The sequence below is a fragment of the Pseudomonas sp. MM227 genome, from assembly GCF_947090715.1.
Classification (GTDB): Bacteria; Pseudomonadota; Gammaproteobacteria; order Pseudomonadales; family Pseudomonadaceae; genus Aquipseudomonas; species Aquipseudomonas baltica.
Genome location: NZ_OX352319.1, coordinates 2,789,127 through 2,809,274 on the forward strand (window position 1 = coordinate 2,789,127; position 20,148 = coordinate 2,809,274).

The window sequence follows — 20,148 nt, forward strand, 5'->3', positions numbered from 1 at the left end:
AATGATGAGTCAACGCAGGAGATCACCATGCCGAACCCAACACTGTTCATCATTGACTACCGGCTCCATGGAGCGGAAAAGTCGTTCATCATCCGTCTACCGACCCTGAACAATGCCGATGCCTGGCATTGGGCAAGTTGTGATGCAGGGGTCGGTGTCATCCCCAAGTTCGGCCGCGAACGGGTGCAGAAAGTCAGCAAGCCCAAGGCCGAGCAGTATGGTATTACCGATGTGCGCTGGAGGCCGTCCGGCCAGCAGGCACGTGAAGAACTGGGAATCGAAACGGCTCATTGAGCCGTCCGATCTGTGCTTCGCTTCATCGCCTTGGTATCACCCGCTGTTGCAGGACCATGCCGGGGGTTGCCCACGCAACCCCCGCAGCCGATCCGCAGTCACCCTCGCCGCACCCTCGCTTACTCATCGAACATCGGAATGATTCCTGATTCCGCTGAGCATATCCGCTTGAACTTCCCGGTTTTGGTATCCCTCTGCTGATAACCATCCCTGATCAAGAGGCTGAAGAACATGAGAGCACTTACCTACCACGGCGCTCACGACGTCAAGGTCGACACCGTTCCCGACCCCCAGCTGCAGGATGCCGACGACATCATTCTGCGCGTCACGGCCACCGCCATCTGCGGCTCGGACCTGCACCTGTATCGCGGCAAGATACCCACGGTCGAACACGGCGACATCTTCGGCCACGAGTTCATGGGTGTGGTCGAGGAAGTCGGGACCGGCGTCACTGCAGTCAGCCCCGGCGACCGGGTGGTCATCCCCTTCGTGATTGCCTGTGGCAGCTGTTTCTTCTGCAACCTGGACCAGTTCGCCGCGTGCGAGACGACCAATACCGGCCGCGGGGCAATTCTGAACAAGAAGTCGATTCCACCAGGCGCGGCGTTGTTCGGCTTCAGCCACCTTTACGGCGGCGTGCCCGGCGGGCAAGCCGAGTACGTCCGTGTGCCCAAGGCCAATACCGGGCCGTTCAAGGTGCCAGGCACTCTGGCCGACGAGAAGGTGCTGTTTCTTTCCGACATCCTGCCTACCGCTTTCCAGGCAGTGAAGAACACCGAGATCGGCCAGGGTTCAAGCATTGCCATCTACGGCGCCGGTCCCGTCGGGCTGCTGTGCGCCGCCGTGGCGCGGATGCTCGGCGCCGAGCGTATCTTCATGGTCGATCACCACCCCTACCGCCTGGCTTACGCGCAACAGGCCTACGGCGTGATTCCGATCAACTTCGATGAAGACGATGACCCTGCCGACACCATCATTCGCCAGACCCCCGGCTCACGAGGTGTCGACGGCGTGGTGGATGCGGTGGGTTTCGAAGCCAAGGGCAGCACCACCGAAACCGTGCTGGCGGCATTGAAGCTGGAAGGCAGCAGCGGCAAGGCACTGCGCCAGTGCATTGCCGCTGTGCGCCGTGGCGGCGTCGTCAGCGTGCCGGGTGTGTACGCCGGGTTCATCCACGGCTTCCTGTTCGGCGACGCGTTCGACAAGGGCCTGACCTTCCGCATGGGCCAGACCCACGTGCAGCGCTATCTGCCGGAGCTGCTCGAGCACATCGAAGCGGGCCGCCTTACGCCTGAAACCATCATTACCCACCGCATGTCGCTGGAACAGGCTGCCGAAGGCTACAAGATCTTCGACAAGAAACAGGAGGACTGCCGCAAGGTCATTCTCACGCCTGGCGAGCCGACCATCGAAGCCCCGGTTGTCGAGCCCACCGCAGGCGTCATTCCGGCGCTTTGAGGTACCGCACAACAAGGCTGGGCAGTGCCCGGCCTTGGCCACTGCAAAGCAACGGACCGGGATCACCGATCGACATTGGATGAAACGAGCACCGAGGGCCGCTGTCTAGAGCAGTAACACCCATTGATGTGAGTCATCCCATGTTGAAGTTTCTTGGCAGTACCGTCGGTATCATCTTCCTGATCGGCCTGGTCGTGGTCATCGGCCTGTTTAAGCTGGTCTTCTGAACCCTGTCGGGGCACTCATCGAGTGCCCCTGCCCTGCCTGGGCCGCTGTGCGCTCGCCGCTATCTCCAGAATATCAGCCGCCTTTCCCGCCACTGCCTATCAAACGGCGCCCGCCATCGCCACCCCTTGCCGACCTTCCAGCTTGACCTGATACATTGCCTGATCGGCCGCCTTGAGCAAGGTGTCCAGATCTTCACCGTGTACGGGGCACAGCGAGATCCCGACGCTGCCCGACAGTGACAGCGCACCGACGCTGGTGCCGATTGGCAACTCGATCGCATCCAGCAGCTGCTGCGCCTTGAGGATCACGCTGTCCGGATTGGTCAGATCGGAGACCAGCGCGACGAATTCATCGCCACCGTAACGCGCGACCGTGTCGTAATGGCGCACCGTCTCGCGCATGCGTTTGGCGAGTGCCTGCAGCACCTGGTCGCCCACCGCGTGGCCGTGCTCATCGTTGATCTGCTTGAAATGGTCGAGGTCGATCAGCATGACCGCGAATGGGACGCCTTGCTCGGTCCAATGCTGAAGTGCCTGGGTGAAGCGGTCTGCCAGCAGGTAACGGTTGGGCAACTGGGTCAGGACGTCGTGGGTGGCCAGGAATGCCGAGCGCTCATGCTCCAGTTCGGCGGCCTCGATGGCCGAGAAATGCCTGACCAGCACCATCGGCACCACCACCAGGCTCGCCATCAAGATTGCCAGAATCAACAGATTTCCCGGACCCAGCACGTCCATCAGCCGTAGTTGCCGTTGAAAGCTGAGGGAAACAGGTTGCGTAGGACTGTCCACGTACACACTGTCGGTCAGCCGCGGCAAGGCAAGTTCGTCCCACCAACGCCCCGCCACCGGCTCCATGGCGACCACCTGGCTGGGGCTGTCTGTGCTGTGCAACTGAGCACTCACTGCCACACGCGAGTCGCTGTTGTGGCGCACGATGGCACCGAGCAGTGCATCGGTCTTGATCAGCAGCATGGCCACCATGGTGCTGCCGAAGAAATTCGGCAAGGTGTGCTGGGTATCCTCATCGGGGCGCGACACCGACTTCATGAGAATGTAGGCGTTGCCGCCTTCGTGCAGGGCGAACACCGGCGACACCACTGGCAGCGGGTTCTGACGAATACGCGCCAGGGCGTTGGCCAGGTACGGCACGGTTTCCAGGCGCACGCCATAGATGACGCTGGCCTGCGGCAGCTGCGGCGACATGAACAGGATGGGCCAGGTCGCTTCCGCCATGGCTCGCGACCCGCCGACCCCAGGCTCGGCTGGCGCTACGCCCTTCATGTGCGCGTCTTTGACCTCGAAATTCTTCAACTCGAAATCGGGCAGCCAGGTGCGCCGCAGCAATGCCGTGAAATCGAATTGCTCGTCCACCGGGACACTGCGCGCCACTTCCAGCATGTAGATGTGCGGGTACGCCGCCAGCACGGCCGCGCCGTAGCGGGCTGCCGCATCGGTATCGCTCTGCTTGACCGCCTGCAGGAATGCCGCAAAACCTGCCAGTACGGCATCGTTGGTGTCGAGCTGATTGCGTACGGTGCCGGCGATGCTCTGTACATACTCGGAGAAGCGGGTTTCCTGCCGCTGGATTTCGGACCGCAGCAGCGAGAACGCCGAAAACACGATCAAGCCGAGCGCCAGGCCGATAAAACCTGCGAGCGATGGGCGGCGTCTGATCAACATCGTGGCAATATCCAACGCACGGGCGTGCACGGGCAGCAAGTTTCGGGGTCGTCGAAGGTCGTCATGTGTGGCTGCGTAAGGGCAGCAAAGGATGAGTTCGACGGTACACATGGCCGCCAGTCACGGGGTTGACCGGCGCCTGCAGAGCAAGCTAGCAAATTGCCATCTCAGCGTCTACAGCGTCTCGTCGCTATCGTGGAAGGACCCAAGCCTCGATCACGCGTATGCGGGTCGCGTCGAAGCAGCGCCAATGCGTCCAGCGCATTGAAAGTCTAGCAAGAAGCCTGTTTTTGCCGCTTCCGCAGGCACCTCGAGGACCAACGCGAAACTGCCGTAGTTTGCTAAAACGGCGAATCGCAGAATCTGCGCACAGTAGCGACAGTGGCACCTGTTGACGACAGGGCTGATGAGTACTTGGATAATCCCTACATGAACACAGTTGTGATGACGCCCTCCAGCCTTCTCGATAAGCACATCACACAACCGCTTTGTGAGCTCAAGGTTGTTCAGAGCAGGGTTAAGACTTTACTTCATCCAGCACGACTGGCGTCTCGCCACTGAAGTCGATCCATGGATTGGTGCCCAGCAGATGGGCGTGGGGTACTTGCGCCTCATAACGCATGGTGAACTCTGCCGGACCATGACCGTAGGCCACTATCAAACCCTGCCTGGAATCCATAATGCCTGCGTGCATTCCCAGTCCGTGATAACTCACACGAACGGCCTTGTCGCCGAGGTCAAGCCTTTCGATCTGGAAACGCGCGATTGATCCATCCTTCAGCGTGAACCCCCAGCGGAAAGGGCCACCCGCGACGACCGTCATTACCTCGTCGACATCAGTACCATCATCGGCCGAGTTGACATGCATTCGGCCGTACTTTTCAAGCGCTGCCTTGTGAGCACGGGCATCCATGGCCTTCATATCGTAGACCTTTGGGTAGGGCCCCATGCCGGTTTCCTCGGTCAGGACACCACCACCAGTCACTGAGGGCAAACGACCTGCAAGTTTTACCTGTTCAAGAAGCTGGGGGGTGGTCAATTCGAAAGCTTTGATCAGGTCCTGCTTCTCAAGCTCGGTGAGCGCGCGATCATATGACGCCGCCAGGATCGGGGCCGCTGATTTCGGCACTTCGACGGTCACAACGTGTACACCAATCTCTTCAAGTAACTCATTGACGTTTTTCAGCCCAATGACATCTTTTCGGTTGTCGCTGAACTTCAGTGAAACAACCTTGGTGGCCATTGCATTGTCAGACACCTTCATGGGCTCTGCCCCCGCTGCTGAGCACAACGTATCGTTCGCCTTCATCTCACTATCCTCTGTTGGAAGCAACAGCTCTGGTTTGAGATGAAAGTATCTGGCGGCGCTAGATTCATTGGAAATCGATGCTACGCACAACGCACATGCAGCCAATGAATAACGTGCCCGGATCCCAACGCAACCGTTGTCGGTCGGTAGCCCAGGCAGCGCCGGCAACTGGTCACCTTTCGATTCTCACTTTGCCTATGGCTGGCTGCACATGAACAACACTTCTCGAAGCCAACGATGGGCAGGGTCGTGCTCCTTTCGAGAGTGCCACGCTTGCTGATAGTCCATCTGGGGAATTGTGAAGGGCGGTGCGAACCTCGCAAGCTGCCTGTGTCGATCAACCGAATCAGCGGCTCGACTCGCCACGGTCAGGACCAGGTCCGTACCGGGAAGAACATCGACTGCAGCGCCCCAATGCGGCAGGGCCAAGGCAATACGCCGTTCCAGTCCTCGCACGCCTAGAGCGCGTTCAATTTCATCATAGGCATCGGGACGCATCGCCACCATGACATGTGACCGAGCCAACCACGCGTTCAACGATAGGCAGCCTTCCTGTGGCAATGAATGCCTGTCCGCGACGCAGATGAAGTCCTCGACGAACAATGTCTGGACCGATATATCCGGCGCAACGTCAGTGAAGATACCAAGCGCCAGGTCCAGCTCTCCATCCTGCAACTGAGCCATCATGCCTTCCCGGCTTGACTGGCTTATTGCTAGATCAATACCTGGCGCAGTTTGCCGAAGGTGTTTGACCAGCGGTGGAAGGATGATTCTGGAGGCGTAATCTGACAGCGATAGCCGGAAACGTCGCTGCGCTGTCGCAGGATCGAAATCAGGAGAGGCAAGCAGTCCATTCAAACTGCCAAGTGCATCTTGCAAAGGGGTAACCAAGGACTGCGCTCGCGCCGTCAGAATCATCTTGCCGCCCTGTCTCACCAGAAGAGGGTCATCGAAATACTCCCGAAGTTGCGCCAATGCATGGCTCACCGCTGGCTGACTTCTGTGCAAACGAACAGCAGCTCTGGTTACGTGCTTTTCGATGAGAAGCGCGTGCAAAGCAAGCAACAGGTTCAAGTCAATCTTTCTTAGTGCATCCATCAGAAGAATAATCCATGTGCATGCAAGTAATTTCCATCAGGTTAGCAGATGGATCAACCTTGGATCTGCCCTTAATCGAGCCGTGCTTATGGAGAGCCTCATGCTGAATAGAACACTGCTGGTCGGATCACTTCCGCTTGCCATATCGGTGATGGCCGGGGTGCTGATTCCAGTTCAAGCAGCGAGCGGCGGCATGCTTGCGAGGCTGCTTGGCAACCCACTGTGGGGAGCGGCTGTGGCGCTTCTGATTGGATTCATCGTGCTCGCATCGACTGCGGTGACCATTCGCCTTCCCGCACCCGACTTCGTAGCAGCTTTTCAAGGCCCGTGGTGGATTTGGATAGGAGGGATCACTGGGGCGGTGTACGTGGCAACCTCGTTGTTCCTACTGCCGAAGGTCGGTGCTGCAAGCTTCATCCTGTGCGTGATTGCAGGCCAAATGGTCGCTGCGCTGCTGCTCGATCACTTTGGTCTGTTGGGTCTTGCGGTCAAGCCGGTAGGCTTTGGTCGGATTTCAGGCATTGCCATAATGCTGATCGGCCTTGCAATTGCTCAGTACAGCAGCGCGCAGACCAAACCGATGACGCCGAGGGATGCTCAAAACACCGAGCACACATCGAATTGATGACCATACAACGACAAGCCGATGGCGATCGGCAACTGGACGAAAGAACTCTAAAAGCAGCTCATGGGCGCTCGCATCACGAACGCCCATGGCAACTTTGACGCTTCTACGGCGGCGTTACTCGCCTAAGACGATCAGCGACGCTTCTTGCTCACTGGCTTGGCCAGTTCGAACATCAGTACCGAACGTCCGGTGACGGCGTACTCGGTGCCGAAGTCGAACGACTCACCGGCTTCGAAGTCGGTCTGGTTGGTGTCCAGTTGCAGGATCCAGCGCTTGCCTTCCGGCACTTCCGGCAAGGTGAAGCCAACCACGTCATGGTGCGCGTTGACCACGATCAACAACGAATGGTCGACCCCGGCGCGGCGGATACCACTGGACTGGGTACGGCCATCGAGCAGGATGCCCATGCAGCGGTTGCTGCCGTCCTGCCACTGCTCGACGCCCATCTCGCTGCCGTTGGGCTGGATCCAGCTGACATCCTTGATACCCAGGCTTTCGTCGTAGGCACCGGTGAAGAAGCGATTGCGGCGCAGCAGCGGGTAGCGATTGCGCAGCTCGATCAGGTACTTGACGAAGTCCTGCAGCTCGCTGCTCTGCTCGCTGATGTTCCAGTCAACCCAGCCGATTTCGCTGTCCTGGCAGTAGGCGTTGTTGCTGCCGCCCTGGGTACGAGCGAACTCATCGCCCGCCAGCAGCATCGGCGTGCCCTGGGCAAGAAACAGCGTCGCCAGCAGGTTGCGCATCTGCCGGTAGCGCAGCGCGACGATTTCCGGATCGTCGGTCGGACCTTCGACGCCGCAGTTCCACGAGCGGTTGTCGGAGTGGCCGTCGCGGTTGTCTTCACCGTTGGCTTCGTTGTGCTTCTCGTTGTACGACACCAGGTCGTTCAAGGTGAAGCCATCGTGCGCGGTGATGAAGTTGACCGACGACGCCGGCTTGCGACCACGACGGTTGAACTGATCGCCCGAGCCCAGGAAGATTTTCGCGAAATCACCGAGCATCTCGTCGTCGCCCTTCCAGAACGCACGGGAGATGTCGCGGAACTTGTCGTTCCATTCCATCCAGCCCGGCGGGAAGTTGCCCACCTGATAGCCGCCCGGGCCGCAGTCCCACGGCTCGGCGACCAGCTTGACCTTGGCCAGCACCGGATCCTGGCGGCAGGCGTCGAGGAAACCGCCGCCTTCGCTGAAGCCATGGGCTTCACGACCCAGAATGGTCGCGAGGTCGAAGCGGAAGCCGTCCACGCCCATTTCCGAACTCCAGTAGCGCAGGGAGTCGGTGACCATCTGCAATACGCAGGGGTGGCTCATGTTCAGGGTGTTGCCGGTGCCGGTGTCATTGATGTAGTAACGCGCATCGTCTGGCATCAGGCGGTAGTAGTTGGCGTTGTCGATACCCTTGAGCGACAGGGTCGGGCCCATCTCGTTGCCTTCGGCAGTGTGGTTGTAGACCACGTCGAGAATCACTTCCAGGCCGGCCTTGTGGAAGCGCGAAACCATGACCTTGAATTCGGCGATCGACGAGCCGGCCATGAAGCGGGCATGCGGCGCGAAGAAGCCCAGGGTGTTGTAGCCCCAGAAGTTGTGCAGGCCTTTTTCCAGCAGATGGTTGTCATCGAGGAAATAGTGAACCGGCATCAGCTCGACCGAGGTGACACCCAGGGAACGGATGTATTCGACCACGTCGTTCTCGTGGAAGGCGGCGAAGGTACCGCGCTCGGACTCACGCACCGAAGGGTGGCGCATGGTGAAGCCGCGCACGTGGGTTTCGTAGAAAATGGTCTTTTCCCACGGCACGTTCGGCTTGGCGGTGCTGCCCCAGGTGAAGGCCGGATCGATCACGCGGCAGCGTGGCATGAAGGGTGCACTGTCACGCTCGTCGAACGACAGGTCGCCGTCTTCATGGCCCACGGTGTAGCCGAACAGCGCGTCGTCCCACTTCAATTCGCCCGAGATCTGCTTGGCGTAGGGGTCGATCAACAGTTTGTTGGCGTTGAAACGGTGGCCGTTGGCAGGGTCGTATGGACCGTGCACGCGGTAACCGTACAATGTGCCCGGGCGCGCATCGGGCAGGTAACCGTGCCAGATCTCGTTGGTGAATTCAGGCAGCGCGATGCGTTCGATCTCTTCGACGCCGTCGGCATCGAACAGGCACAACTCAACCTTGGTGGCGTTGGCGGAAAAGATTGCAAAATTGACGCCCGACCCATCCCAGGTCGCGCCCAATGGGTACGGCAAGCCCTCGCTGACACGGCTGGCGGGACGTTCCTGGCTTGACGCACTGTCATTCATTGATTGATCAGACATGATCAAACACTCCGGAAATAGGTTGAGCCTGAGCTCTGAGGTAGACGACCAAAACGGTCTACTGATAGAAGCGCGCGCAGCCGAACAGTTCAGGATATTTTTCAGCGTGGAATCAAGATGTGGTTAGCAGCCGACAACGCGAGATTGAACGCACTGGTTTATTGACGCTCTTAAAACAAGCTTTGCAAGAAGAGCGCAAGCGCCCTTGAAGAGAATGAGTTAACTCAATGCGTATCCTGCTGATAGAAGACGATCCAATCCTGGCGCTACTGGCCGAGATAGCTCTGGAGGAAGATGGCCATGAGATCATCGGTCCTGCGTATGACGTCGCCGGAGCGCTGTCACTGGCGCACGAGCATGTCATCGACGTTGCATTCGTCGACATCAATCTGGATGGACACGACGAAGGCGTAGGCCTGGCGCAGACGCTCTACGAGCAATTCAAGATCCACTCGCTGTTCGTCAGTGGCCAGATCGATGTGGCCAAGGCCAACAGCGGCTACGCGTTGGGTTTGCTGTCCAAGCCCTACAGCCCCAATGACCTGTCGCGCAGCGCACACATCGTGCATTCGCTGGTCAAAGGTGAACTACCCTTGAATCGACCGCTGCCAGTGCCCTTGAAGCTTTTCACAGAATCGCGCGGCCTATATGGAAAGAAGCATGAGTGAACCCACAGATCTCCCGGGCATGGGACCAGGACTTGGTGAAACCGAGTTTCGCGAGTTGGCTGACAACGCGCCGGTATTGATCTGGCGCGCGGGTACCGACAAACAGTGCGACTGGTTCAACAAGCCTTGGCTAGACTTCACCGGCAAGACTCAGGACCAGCTCTGCGGCTATGGCTGGGGCGACGACGTGCACCCCGATGACCTGGAGATGTGCACGCGCAATTACGAACAGGCCTTCGACGCTCGCGAGTCGTTCACTACCCCGTATCGCCTGCGTCGCCACGACGGCAGCTACCGATGGTTTCTCGACCACGGCGCGCCGTTCTATCGCCAGGGGGTGTTCGCCGGCTACTTCGGCAGCTGCACCGACATCACCGCCCAGAAAGAGCTCGAGGCACACCAGGACGTTCTGGTTTCCGAGCTCAATCATCGGGTCAAGAACAACCTGCAGCTGATCATCGCTTTCCTGCAGATGTCCAAGCTGCGCGCCCAGGGCGACGAAGCGCGGCAGTTGCTCGAATCGGCCATCGCGCGTATCCAGGGCGTGGGCACGGTCCAGGCCGAGCTGTATCGCAGTGCGTCGGGCACCGTGGATCTGGCGCATTACCTTCCTCACCTGGTACGGGCATCGATCCAGGCAGAGCGCGACGACAGCATTCACCTGACCGTCGATACCGAAACTGCCCACGCCCCGTTCAAGCTGGCCTCGGACCTGGGCTTGATCGTCAACGAGCTGGTGGCCAACGCCATCCATCACGGCAACCAGCGCACCACTCATATCCACTTTGCACTCAAGCGTCTCGGTACAGGTGACCTGCAGTTGACGGTGAGCGATCGCGGACCAGGCTTCTCCCCGGCGCAATTGTCGAATGCAGGCGCGTCGGGGTCTAAGCTCAGTGGCCAGGGGTTGATCGGCGCGCTGGCCAAGCGTTGCGGTGCGGTTCTCAACCGCAGCAACGCAGAGGGCGCCGTGGTTACCTTGACCTTGCCGCACCCCTAGACAGTGCGGTTGCGCGCTACAGCGGGCTGCCCTCGTCGGTCTTGATCAAGCCACCCAGAATGTCGCTGCCATCGCTGCCGGCCAGCGCTGCGTACCATTGCCGGGTTTCTTCCGGCACTTCACCGTGGATGATCGCCGCCCGCTGGCGCGCCTTCACTACCAGACCGGCGACCCGCTCCGCGCGTGCAGCCTCATAGGCCGCCAACGCGGCTGCCGGAGTCAGCTCGCGTTCGATGCAGCGGGCCAGCACCCAGGCATCCTCCATGGCCTGGCAACCGCCCTGCCCTATGTTGGGGGTCATTGCATGGGCCGCGTCCCCCAGCAGCGCAACCCTCGTGCCGACCAAATGGGGGACTCGCTCGGTGTCATGGATTTCCACTCGCGCAACGCTGGCCGGATCCAGCCGTTGCAGAAGACGCTGCACCGGGTCGGGCCAGCCGGCGAATTGCTGCTCGAGTTCGGCGCGATAGCCTTCACGGACGTTGGCCGTTCCTGGCGGCAACGGTACGTCGAAGAAGAAATACAACTCACCGTTCCCCATGGGCATCAACGACACCCGCTTGTGGTCGCCCACGTACTGCACCCATTCATCGGCGGCTGCCAGGTCGGGTGCCGACTGGATGCGACCATTCCAATTGACGTAGCCGCAATAGCGCCGCGGAATCGAGCGCCCGGCAATCTTGTCGCGCAACAGCGAGTGTGTGCCGTTTGCCGCCACCAACAGGTCGGCTGTCACCGTTTCACCCGTCGACAACATGACCTGTACATGCTTCTCGCTTGCCTCATAGTCCAGGCAAGCAACTCCAAGGGTCACATTCTGCATCTCTACCGCCTCGAGCAGAATGCTTTGCAGACGCGCACGGGCGACTGGAAACGCGCGACGTCGGGCGTGGCTGTACAAGGGTTGCAGATCGAAACGGGTGAGCAAGCGGCCTTGGTGGTCGCTGTAACTCATGGTCTGCATATGGCCGCCCGCTTGCTCGATGGACCCACCCAGGCCCAGCGCGTCCATCACCCGCACACCATTCGGCCAGATGGAAATGGCTGCGCCGACCGGGGCCAGCTCTGCCGCACGTTCATAGACGTGCACCCGGTGGCCAGCCTGACGCAGGGCCACGGCGGCGCTGAGGCCACCCATGCCGGCACCGGCAATGACGATATTCAAGGCTTTCATGGCTTCTCCACTGAGATCGGTTCGATCCGAGACCGTGCAAAAAGCTGTCCAAGTGATCAGGAACCGTCATCAGCTGAGATTACGCCGACTAGCCAGGTGTGCCCAGTGAGGGCTGGCGTCAAACCGGTGCGTCGCTGCCGCGTGCGCACCGGTTTGCAGCGTCGGGACTCAGCGCAGGAGGTTGTTCTTGGCCAGACTGACCAGTTCCTTGGCTCGCCCGTCGAGTACCGCACGCATCATGAACAAGCCGAAGCCCTTGACGTTGGCTGCCGTGATTTCCGGCGGCATGATCAATTCCTGACGCTCGCTGACCACATCCACCAAAACCGGCCCATCATGCTCGAACGCCTCGATCAGGGCGGCACGCAGATCCTGCGGTTTCTCCACACGGATGCCCTTGATACCCATGCCCTGGGCGAACGTGGCGAAGTTCGGATTCTTCAGCTCGCAGCCCACGTCCACCAGACCGCTGGCCTTCATTTCCATTTCGACGAAGCCCAGCGTGCCGTTGTTGAGCACGATGACCTTGACCGGCAGGTTGGCCTGGCTGAGGGTCAGGAAGTCACCCATCATCATGGCGAAGCCGCCGTCGCCGGACATCGACACCACCTGGCGGTCGGGGTAGGCCGCCTGTGCGCCGATGGCCTGGAGCATGGCGTTGGCCATAGAGCCATGGTTGAACGAGCCGATCAGGCGGCGCTTGCCGTTCATTTTCAGGTAGCGGGCGGCCCAGGCGGTGGGCGTGCCCACATCGCAGGTGAATACCGCATCGTCGGCGGCCAGCTCGCTGACCAATCGGCTGACGTATTGTGGGTGGATGATCGTGCTGTTCGGGCCGCTCTCGGCGAGGTCGTCGAGGCCCTTTCGCGCGCTGTCGTAGTCCGCCAGCGCCTTGTTCAAGTGCATGGTGTCGGTGCGTTCTTCAAGGCGTGGCAACAGTTGCTGCACGGTGTGCTTGATGTCGCCGATCAGACCGATAGCCAGTGGGCAGCGATTGCCCAATGCCTCAGGCTGCAAATCGATCTGGGCAATGCGCGAGTGCTCAGGAAAGAACTGCCGGTACGGAAAGTTGGTGCCGAGCATCAGCAGAGTGTCGCATTCCTTCATGGCATTGAAGCCGGAAGCGAAGCCGATCAGCCCAGTCATGCCCACGTCATAGGGATTGTCGTATTCCAGGTGCTCCTTGCCGCGCAGGGCGTGCACGATGGGCGCCTTGAGCTGCTTGGCCAGTGCCACGACTTCGCTGTGTGCACCTGCGCACCCGGCACCGCACAACAGGGTGACGCGCTTGCCACCGTTGAGAAACCGGGCGAGCTCGTCGAGTTGCCCCGGCGCCGGAACGACCACCGGCGCCTGTGGCGCAATCCACTGGCTGACCGGCGCGTCGAGCGAGCTCAGCGCCACATCGCCCGGAATCACTACCACGGCAACGCCGCGGCGACTGATGGCAACGCGCATGGCCCGCTCCAGAATCTGCGGCAATTGCTCGGGGCGCGAGACCAGTTCTACATAATGGCTGCAGTCTTTGAACAACGACTCGGGATGGGTCGCCTGGAAGTAGTCTATGCCGATCTCGCTGCTGGGAATGTGCGCTGCAATCGCCAGCACCGGCACGCCGCTGCGATGACAGTCGAACAAGCCGTTGATCAAATGCAGGTTGCCCGGTCCGCAGCTGCCGGCACAGACCGCCAGTTCACCGGTCAGGTGCGCCTCGCCGCCAGCGGCGAAGGCCCCGGCCTCTTCGTTGCGCATGTGTATCCAATCCAGCCCGCCCAACCGACGCATTGAATCGGTCAGGCCATTCAAGGAATCACCCACTACGCCATAGATGCGTTTGACACCTGCGTGCTTGAGGGTATTGACCATGAAATCGGCTGCAGTGGACATTTGGCGCTCCTTTGAAAATATAAGTTCAAGGGCTCTGAGTACCGCCACGCCGAGGGTGTTCCGCTCGATTTATTAACAAAAATTATAGAATTGGCCCACGGGTTCTATAAGGGCGCCTGCGGCTGCGCGCAAACCGGGTATTCAAATGCAAGAAAGCCCGACTGGGGTCGGGCTTTCTTATAAGCGGTGCAGCACGCTGAGCGATATATCAGTTCAGCAGTTCCGCAGGCACGGTGCCGCCGTTTTCAGCGAGCTTCTTCATCACAGCAGAGTGCAGCCAGGTGTTCATGGCTGCCGAATCATCGGTCGAACCGGTGTAGTGCAACTCTTCGGCAAGTTCCTTGCGCGCGGTCAGGCTGCTGTCCAGGCCAAGCAATTTGAGCAAATCGACGATCGACGTACGCCAGTTCAAAGTTTCGCCGTGGCTGGCTGCCATCGCTTCGAGCTTTTGGGCCACATCCACCTGAGTGATCGGCGCAGAGGAAGGCTGGTTCGTGACGGTAGTGGTGGGCGATGCACCTGGCGCAGGAGCAACGGGAGTTTGTGTAGAAGCGTCTGCGTCCGGAACAGCGTGCTTGCCGATACCCAGTTTCTCGAGGATGCTGCTGAAAAAGCTCATTTCGTATCTCCAGATTTCTTGGCTGCTGCCGTGGATTCGACAGCCTACTTAAGACCTGACACCCCTGGTCGCCGAAAAGTTTAATCGAGCCTGCGACATTCCGTGTCCTCGACCGGATACGAAGCTGGCCACATATTGTAATAAACGTTATTTAGTTGTGGCATCGGTGCGCACACTGCGCCAGAATCACGCCTCGATACCTTTACCTTTTTATCCACGATCCATGCCTGGGGATACTCATGTCCAAACTTGCTGAATACCGTCAACTCGAACGTCATCTGGCCGAACAACTTGCAGCACTTGAGGCCATGAAAGGCGACAAGGGCCTGGAACAGGAAATCGAGTTCGAGACCAAGTTGCGTTCGCTGTTGGGCGAATACAATAAAAGCCTCAGGGACATCGTTTCCATTCTCGACCCACAGCAAGGCGGCAAACCAGTCAAGGCCAGCGCAGCGCCTGAAAAAGCCACACGCAAGCCGCGCTCGCTGAAAACCTACAAGAACCCCCACTCGGGTGAAGTCGTCGAAACCAAAGGCGGCAACCACAAGACCTTGAAGGAATGGAAAGCCGAATACGGCTCCGACACTGTCGAAAGCTGGTTGAGCTAAGCCACACCCACCGGCAAGCAGCGACATACGGCCCGCTTGCCGGATCGCAGCCCCCCCCCTCACACCGTCCTTGTCGATGATCCCGCGATGTATCCCACCACACCCGATGGACGCTATTTCGTCGTACGCGGCCGGCTCTGGCGATGCAGCAACCCTGCCCTGCCCGAGGCCGTGCGCGAACATTGGGTCAAGGTGCTCATGGATGCACGGCGAGCGGTCAAGGCCGCCAAGCACTCGGAAGATCCCGAGGCTCTGGTAAAAGCCCGCGCGCAGGTCGATGTCGCCAAGCAGGCCTTGGGCGAACGCGGGGAAGTCTGGTGGGACGACGGCAGCGCCGACGTCAACCGACGCATGGCGCGCAATACACAATACGCGGATTGGTACGCCGGGCTGGATGAGGCTTCACTACAGAAGTAACCCTCAGGCGGCCTTCACACCCAATGACAACAGGCGCTCTATCCGGGTGGTAGCTTCGCGCATCCGTGTCAGCAGCAGCGGCAAATCAAGCTCGCTCTTGCGGTACTGCGGGATCGTTGCCGAGATCGACCCTCGTATTCGACCGTCTACGAAAAACGGCACAGCCAAACCGAAAGCCCCCAACACACGCTCACCTTCACCCGTGGCCCAGCCTCTGGCTCTTATGGCTTCCAGGTCTGCCTTGAGCAACTCGCGGGAGGTTATGGTCGCGTCGGTGATCCTCACCAGGTCAAGAGATTCTGCTACCTGACTGTCGCAGTTGGCCAATACCGCCTTACCCGCCGCACCCGCGTACAGTGGCACTTCCACGTTCACCTGCAGCTTGTATTGAATGGGTCGCCAGCCTTGGATGACGTCGAGAAATTCAGCCGTGCCAGTAGCCTCGTCATAGGAAAGCAGCGCTATGGTCTCGCCGGTTTCCTGAACGAGTGAAGAAACGATCCGGTGGGTCATGTCGGCAAGGTCACGGTCTGCAGCGGTGATTCGCGCCGCCCATTGATAGAGCTTCGGGCCTGGGTAAAGCGTGCCTGCAACCCACCTGACGACACCGGCCTGACTACCTGACTCGATCAATCGCTTGGCTGTGGCCGCGTTACACAGCAGTTGGTCGTGCAGATCCACGGAGTTTTTCACGCCTTGGGGGAAGGCGCACGCCAGCAACAGGAGTCGCTCCAGACGACCCACCGTAGATTTGCTATCCGGTTCGATGACATCAGGCAGGCGTTGAATCCGTTCGACGCTTCCTGATTCCATGTCTGCCTGTATTCGAGCGATGACGTGCTGCGCATCTGCCTCCCAGGCTCGGGGTTGCGCCGATTCCGTGCTGCTCGCGCAGTGAACGGAAACCGCTACCACAAGCCCATTCGCCATGCGCCTGACCGAGATCGACGACGCGCGCGGAAACTCGGATTCCGACAACAGCCCAAGCTGTTCATGCTGGGACAGCGCGTAGGCAGCGACATCGGATTCCCTATCCTGGGAAGAAAGGTCATCGGCAATGAATCGCTGGAATGCGCGTCCAATGTCGCCGAAAGCGAGCGGATAAAGCGCGCCCAGCGCGGGTCTGAATATGAGCGCCGCCTTGGCTTCGCTGCAGGCGGCGATGAAATACCCGCCTTCGCGTGGGCAGCAGACTGACACCAATGCCGTGCACCTCGATGCTGCTGCCAGATCACCCAACGATCGTGAGCCGCGCCCCAGAAGCGTGCTCGCATCACTGAGCGTCCTGGCCAAGACATCGACTCTCGGCCCTACTGCGTACTTGCCCGTTCCTGCCTCGGTCGCCAAACCTACTTCGACCAGAGACGCCAGGATCCGATTGATCGTGCTGCGACTCTCGTCGAGTTCTGCCGCCAGTTCACGCACCCCCCAAGGCTCGGCGCCCGAGCGCCTGACAAGCGCGTCCACGACCTGAATCAATCGGGTGTGGCTGGAGGCAGTTGCCGCAGTCGAGGAAGTGACGGAAGAGCAGCTTGATGGGGACATCATGAGTCGAATCGAGGGTTTGGGCCCCCATTCTGGGGTGTAAAGCAGCCGCAGGGCAATTACACGTGACTGTTGACAAGCTCCTCGAGCTTCTAGAAGCTAGCCAAAACAAGATCAGGACACTGTCCCATTTTTTGAAGAGATAGTGTTCTATAACCCGAGGTGCCCATGAATAACAACAATGCTGTGGCCGAACCTGTCCGGTCTGCCGTCGATCAGACGGAGCAAACGCGCAAAGCCAAGAAAGCCACTAGAGCGGCGGTATTCGGCACCTTCGTCGAGTACTACGATTTCAGCGTCTACGGTTATGTCGCCGCGACCCTGGCGCTGGTTTTCTTCCCGTCGGACAACGCGACTACAGGCTTGCTGAACACTTTCCTGGTGTTCGGCTCTGCATTCCTGGTCAGGCCCTTGGGTGCCATCGCCTTTGGCTGGCTGGGCGACAAAGTAGGAAGACGCTTCAGCCTGATCGCCAGTATCACGCTCATGGGCATTGCCGCCACGCTGATCGGCCTGCTGCCTGGCTACGCGCAGATCGGCGTGTGGGCGCCGATACTGCTGGTCGTGCTGCGCATGCTCCAAGGGTTCTCGGCAGGCGGCGAAATCGGCGGCGCCGCAAGCTACATCCGCGAGTGGGCGCCGCCCAAGCGCCGCGCCTTGTACATTTCCTTTCTGCCCTCCATCGCGCAATTCGGCAAAGGCCTGGCCGCAGCCATAGCAGGCCTCGCAGCGGCGACCCTCACGGATCCCGAAATGCTTGCCTGGGGCTGGCGCATTCCTTTCCTCCTGGCGCTTCCGCTTGGAATCATTGGCCTTTACATGCGGCTGAGCATCGAGGACAGCCCCGAGTTCGCATCGAAGAAAAACCATACCGAAGTCAAGCAAGGCCAGCCCTTCGCGGAGTTGCTGCGTGACTACCGCAAGCCTTTGCTCAAAGTGATCATGATCGCGATGGTGCAGAACATCGGCACCTACATCGGCACCGTATTCATCGCAGCCTATTTCAGTTCGATCCTGGGCTATTCGAAAGGTCAGGCATCCACCATCGTGCTGGTCGCGGTGATTCTTGCCGCGTTCCTGATACCTCTGGCTGGACAACTGGGCTCCTATCGCGGCGGCAAGTCCATCCTGCGCTACGCGTACGTGGCCTATGCCGTGCTCTCGATACCCTCCTTCATGTTGATGCAGCAAGGCTCGGTGAATCTGGCCATGGCCGGTTTGGCGCTGGGCATGATTCCCTACGCGCTTTGCCAGGCCGGTACCTACTCGGTCATGCCCGAATTCTTCCCGATGCACATCCGCCACACCGGGGTGGCGTTCGGGCACAGCGTAGGTGCGGTCATCGGCGGAGGCTCAGGCCCGTTTCTGGCTACCTGGCTGATCGGCGCCACCGGCAATCAGTCCACGCCTGCATTCATCCTGTGCGCATCAGGCCTTCTGGGGCTGATCGTTATCTCGACCGTTCGCAGAAATCCGCCCGCGGCTACCGATGATGCCAACACCCACCAATTCTCCTGAGGTGACGATGATGCCTTTGATCTATGTAACGAGCCCGATTCATCCAGATGTATTGCAGGCACTTTCTTCTACAGGTGAGGTGCGACTCGGCTACGGCCCGAACGCAGTCGCGTACACCGACATTCAGCAACAGGTCGATGCCGTGTTCCTGCGTGGTGGCCATATATCCGCGCAAATGATTGCGGCATCACCGAAGCTGCGGATCGTGGCCAGACACGGAGCGGGTTACGACAATGTCGATCACAAGGCGGCTGCCGAACGGGGTGTGTGGGTCACCAACACGCCAGGGGCCAATCGCAGAAGTGTCGTGGAGCATGTGTTTGCCCTGCTGCTGGGGGTCAGCCGCAAGCTGCAACTGGCCACCGATCAGACTCGTGACAGCGTCTGGGCAGCGGACCGTCTGTCCCTGACCGGAATAGAGCTTGAGGGGCGTACCCTGGGCCTGATCGGCTTCGGTGATATCGGCCAGCATGTCGCGCCGGTTGCCGAAGCGTTCGGCATGAATGTATTGGCGACCGATCCTGCCTATGACGCAAGCTTCGACGCCCGGCTGGTCGATCTCGACACCCTGCTGGCCAAGGCCGATGTAGTGAGCCTTCACGTGCCTCTACAGTCGAGTACCCGGAATCTGATCGGTCGACCCGAGATAGCAAAAATGAAGGCTGGCGCGATCCTCATCAATACCAGTCGCGGCGGGGTCATCGATGAGGCGGCTGTCGCCGACGCCTTGCGCAGCGGCCAGCTGGGCGGCGCAGGGATCGACGTTCTGGCTGCGGAAAACGCCGACATGATCAACCCGTTCAGCTGCAACACGTTCCCCGTTTCCGACCTGCCCAATCTGCTCGTGACACCTCATGTCGCAGGGCAAACCAACGAGTCGTTGCTGCGTGTCGGCATGAGCGCTGTGGACGCCATTCGCGCCGTGTTGCGTGGCGAGCCGCCCTTGCATCCGGTCAACGAGCCCGTCTCCCGAGCGTTCGACTGACGACGCCCACTAAACGCAAACCTGCCGAGGTCAACATGTTCATCAATGCATCCGCTGCAAACATCACCGTGAGCGAAGACTGGCCCAGGGCTTGTCTTGCGCAGCTCGAGGAAATATCACAATACCCCGTCGCGCTGATCGGCGACGTGCTGCAACGCATGGGGATGATGGCATCTGCCATCCACCACGTCGCTGGCAAGGCATCGTTTCATGGCACGGTTCTGCCGATTCAGACCTGGGAAGGCGACAACCTGGCCATCCACCGCGCGTTGGACGATGCCAAGCCAGGCGATGTACTGGTGATCAACGGCAACGGCGAAATCAATCGCGCGGTGTTCGGTGACTTGCTCGGAGAAATATGCCTGGCGCGTAAAGTCGCCGCCGTGGTCATCGATGGCGCGGTTCGAGACGTGGAAGAACTGAGCGTGATGGGGCTGCCTGTCTACGCACGGGGCGTGAATCCTGCCGGACCTTCCAAGCACGGTCCAGGCCAGGTCGGCACGCCGGTGGCGTGTGGCAACGTGGTGTGCAATCCGGGTGATGCCATCGTGGGAGACAGGGACGGCGTCATCGTCATTGGCCGCCACCTGATTGCGGCGCTCGCCGATAGACTTGAGGCCCAGGCCGGGATCGAAGCGAAGCTCAGGGAAAATATCAGGGCGAGCATCGTCGAAGCATAGCCAACGAAGCCGGCAATACCGCGCCGAGAGAACCCCGGCGCGGCAAC

General features: G+C 59.9%; 18 protein-coding genes. 10 read left to right on the forward strand and 8 right to left on the reverse strand.

What is annotated here, in order from left to right; genetic code table 11:
- Positions 1 to 27 precede the first annotated feature (27 nt).
- Complete coding sequence (locus tag ONG87_RS12540) at positions 28 to 294, forward strand: DUF6555 family protein (RefSeq protein WP_122477350.1); 267 nt, start codon at positions 28 to 30, stop codon at positions 292 to 294.
- Positions 295 to 525: 231 nt separating this feature from the next.
- Positions 526 to 1,752, forward strand: a complete 1,227-nt coding sequence (locus ONG87_RS12545) for a zinc-dependent alcohol dehydrogenase (RefSeq protein ID WP_122477348.1) — start codon at positions 526 to 528, stop codon at positions 1,750 to 1,752.
- Between the two features lie 326 nt (positions 1,753 to 2,078).
- Here the strand turns inward: ONG87_RS12545 and ONG87_RS12550 are convergent, their stop codons facing one another.
- The 3 genes from ONG87_RS12550 to ONG87_RS12560 all read right to left on the reverse strand — a co-directional run bounded on the left by ONG87_RS12550 (position 2,079) and on the right by ONG87_RS12560 (position 6,066).
- Complete coding sequence (locus tag ONG87_RS12550) at positions 2,079 to 3,659, reverse strand: GGDEF domain-containing protein (RefSeq protein WP_192059863.1); 1,581 nt, start codon at positions 3,657 to 3,659, stop codon at positions 2,079 to 2,081.
- A gap of 517 nt (positions 3,660 to 4,176) precedes the next feature.
- Positions 4,177 to 4,968 (reverse strand): hypothetical protein, encoded by a 792-nt coding sequence (locus ONG87_RS12555; protein WP_197975801.1) that lies wholly within the window; start codon positions 4,966 to 4,968, stop codon positions 4,177 to 4,179.
- A 195-nt stretch (positions 4,969 to 5,163) separates the two neighbouring features.
- Complete coding sequence (locus tag ONG87_RS12560) at positions 5,164 to 6,066, reverse strand: LysR family transcriptional regulator (RefSeq protein WP_192175471.1); 903 nt, start codon at positions 6,064 to 6,066, stop codon at positions 5,164 to 5,166.
- A gap of 100 nt (positions 6,067 to 6,166) precedes the next feature.
- On the opposite strand from ONG87_RS12560, the gene ONG87_RS12565 reads away from it, so the two are divergent.
- Positions 6,167 to 6,691 (forward strand): DMT family transporter, encoded by a 525-nt coding sequence (locus ONG87_RS12565; RefSeq protein WP_197975802.1) that lies wholly within the window; start codon positions 6,167 to 6,169, stop codon positions 6,689 to 6,691.
- Between the two features lie 134 nt (positions 6,692 to 6,825).
- On the opposite strand, the gene glgX is transcribed toward ONG87_RS12565, so the two are convergent.
- Positions 6,826 to 9,000 (reverse strand): glycogen debranching protein GlgX, encoded by a 2,175-nt coding sequence (gene glgX / locus ONG87_RS12570; RefSeq protein ID WP_244646794.1) that lies wholly within the window; start codon positions 8,998 to 9,000, stop codon positions 6,826 to 6,828.
- Positions 9,001 to 9,227: 227 nt separating this feature from the next.
- On the opposite strand from glgX, the gene ONG87_RS12575 reads away from it, so the two are divergent.
- Together ONG87_RS12575 and ONG87_RS12580 are read left to right on the forward strand one after the other, a co-directional pair.
- Positions 9,228 to 9,668 carry a response regulator gene (locus tag ONG87_RS12575; protein ID WP_122477343.1) on the forward strand — a complete coding sequence of 147 codons (441 nt, stop codon included), beginning with the start codon at positions 9,228 to 9,230 and terminating at the stop codon, positions 9,666 to 9,668.
- Positions 9,661 to 10,668 carry a sensor histidine kinase gene (locus ONG87_RS12580; RefSeq protein WP_185793031.1) on the forward strand — a complete coding sequence of 336 codons (1,008 nt, stop codon included), beginning with the start codon at positions 9,661 to 9,663 and terminating at the stop codon, positions 10,666 to 10,668. Before ONG87_RS12575 ends, ONG87_RS12580 begins: the two co-directional genes overlap by 8 nt.
- 16 nt (positions 10,669 to 10,684) lie before the next feature.
- Here the strand turns inward: ONG87_RS12580 and hpxO are convergent, their stop codons facing one another.
- The 3 genes from hpxO to ONG87_RS12595 form a co-directional block, all read right to left on the reverse strand.
- Positions 10,685 to 11,842: an FAD-dependent urate hydroxylase HpxO gene (hpxO, locus tag ONG87_RS12585; RefSeq protein ID WP_264381382.1), complete on the reverse strand. Its 1,158-nt coding sequence runs from the start codon at positions 11,840 to 11,842 to the stop codon at positions 10,685 to 10,687.
- Between the two features lie 168 nt (positions 11,843 to 12,010).
- The gene (gene poxB, locus ONG87_RS12590) at positions 12,011 to 13,729 is read right to left on the reverse strand and encodes a ubiquinone-dependent pyruvate dehydrogenase (RefSeq protein WP_185793029.1); all 1,719 of its coding nucleotides are present in this window, start codon (positions 13,727 to 13,729) and stop codon (positions 12,011 to 12,013) included.
- Positions 13,730 to 13,937: 208 nt separating this feature from the next.
- Positions 13,938 to 14,348 carry a DUF3597 domain-containing protein gene (locus tag ONG87_RS12595; protein ID WP_264381383.1) on the reverse strand — a complete coding sequence of 137 codons (411 nt, stop codon included), beginning with the start codon at positions 14,346 to 14,348 and terminating at the stop codon, positions 13,938 to 13,940.
- 239 nt (positions 14,349 to 14,587) lie between these two features.
- Here ONG87_RS12595 and ONG87_RS12600 point away from each other — a divergent pair, with 239 nt between their 5' ends.
- Positions 14,588 to 14,956, forward strand: a complete 369-nt coding sequence (locus ONG87_RS12600; RefSeq protein ID WP_122477336.1) for a histone-like nucleoid-structuring protein, MvaT/MvaU family — start codon at positions 14,588 to 14,590, stop codon at positions 14,954 to 14,956.
- A gap of 87 nt (positions 14,957 to 15,043) precedes the next feature.
- Positions 15,044 to 15,373, forward strand: coding sequence for a hypothetical protein (locus ONG87_RS12605; RefSeq protein WP_122477334.1), 330 nt, complete (start codon positions 15,044 to 15,046; stop codon positions 15,371 to 15,373).
- 3 nt (positions 15,374 to 15,376) lie between these two features.
- On the opposite strand, the gene ONG87_RS12610 is transcribed toward ONG87_RS12605, so the two are convergent.
- The gene (locus tag ONG87_RS12610) at positions 15,377 to 16,840 is read right to left on the reverse strand and encodes an IclR family transcriptional regulator C-terminal domain-containing protein (RefSeq protein WP_264381384.1); all 1,464 of its coding nucleotides are present in this window, start codon (positions 16,838 to 16,840) and stop codon (positions 15,377 to 15,379) included.
- A gap of 246 nt (positions 16,841 to 17,086) precedes the next feature.
- Here ONG87_RS12610 and ONG87_RS12615 point away from each other — a divergent pair, with 246 nt between their 5' ends.
- Genes ONG87_RS12615 through ONG87_RS12625 form a run of 3 tightly spaced genes read left to right on the forward strand, consistent with a single transcriptional unit; the run spans position 17,087 to position 20,101 of the window.
- Positions 17,087 to 18,436 (forward strand): MFS transporter, encoded by a 1,350-nt coding sequence (locus ONG87_RS12615; protein WP_122477331.1) that lies wholly within the window; start codon positions 17,087 to 17,089, stop codon positions 18,434 to 18,436.
- Positions 18,437 to 18,446: 10 nt separating this feature from the next.
- Positions 18,447 to 19,421, forward strand: coding sequence for a hydroxyacid dehydrogenase (locus ONG87_RS12620; protein ID WP_192059911.1), 975 nt, complete (start codon positions 18,447 to 18,449; stop codon positions 19,419 to 19,421).
- Between the two features lie 35 nt (positions 19,422 to 19,456).
- Positions 19,457 to 20,101, forward strand: coding sequence for an RraA family protein (locus ONG87_RS12625; RefSeq protein ID WP_122477329.1), 645 nt, complete (start codon positions 19,457 to 19,459; stop codon positions 20,099 to 20,101).
- The last annotated feature ends 47 nt before the right edge of the window (positions 20,102 to 20,148 follow it).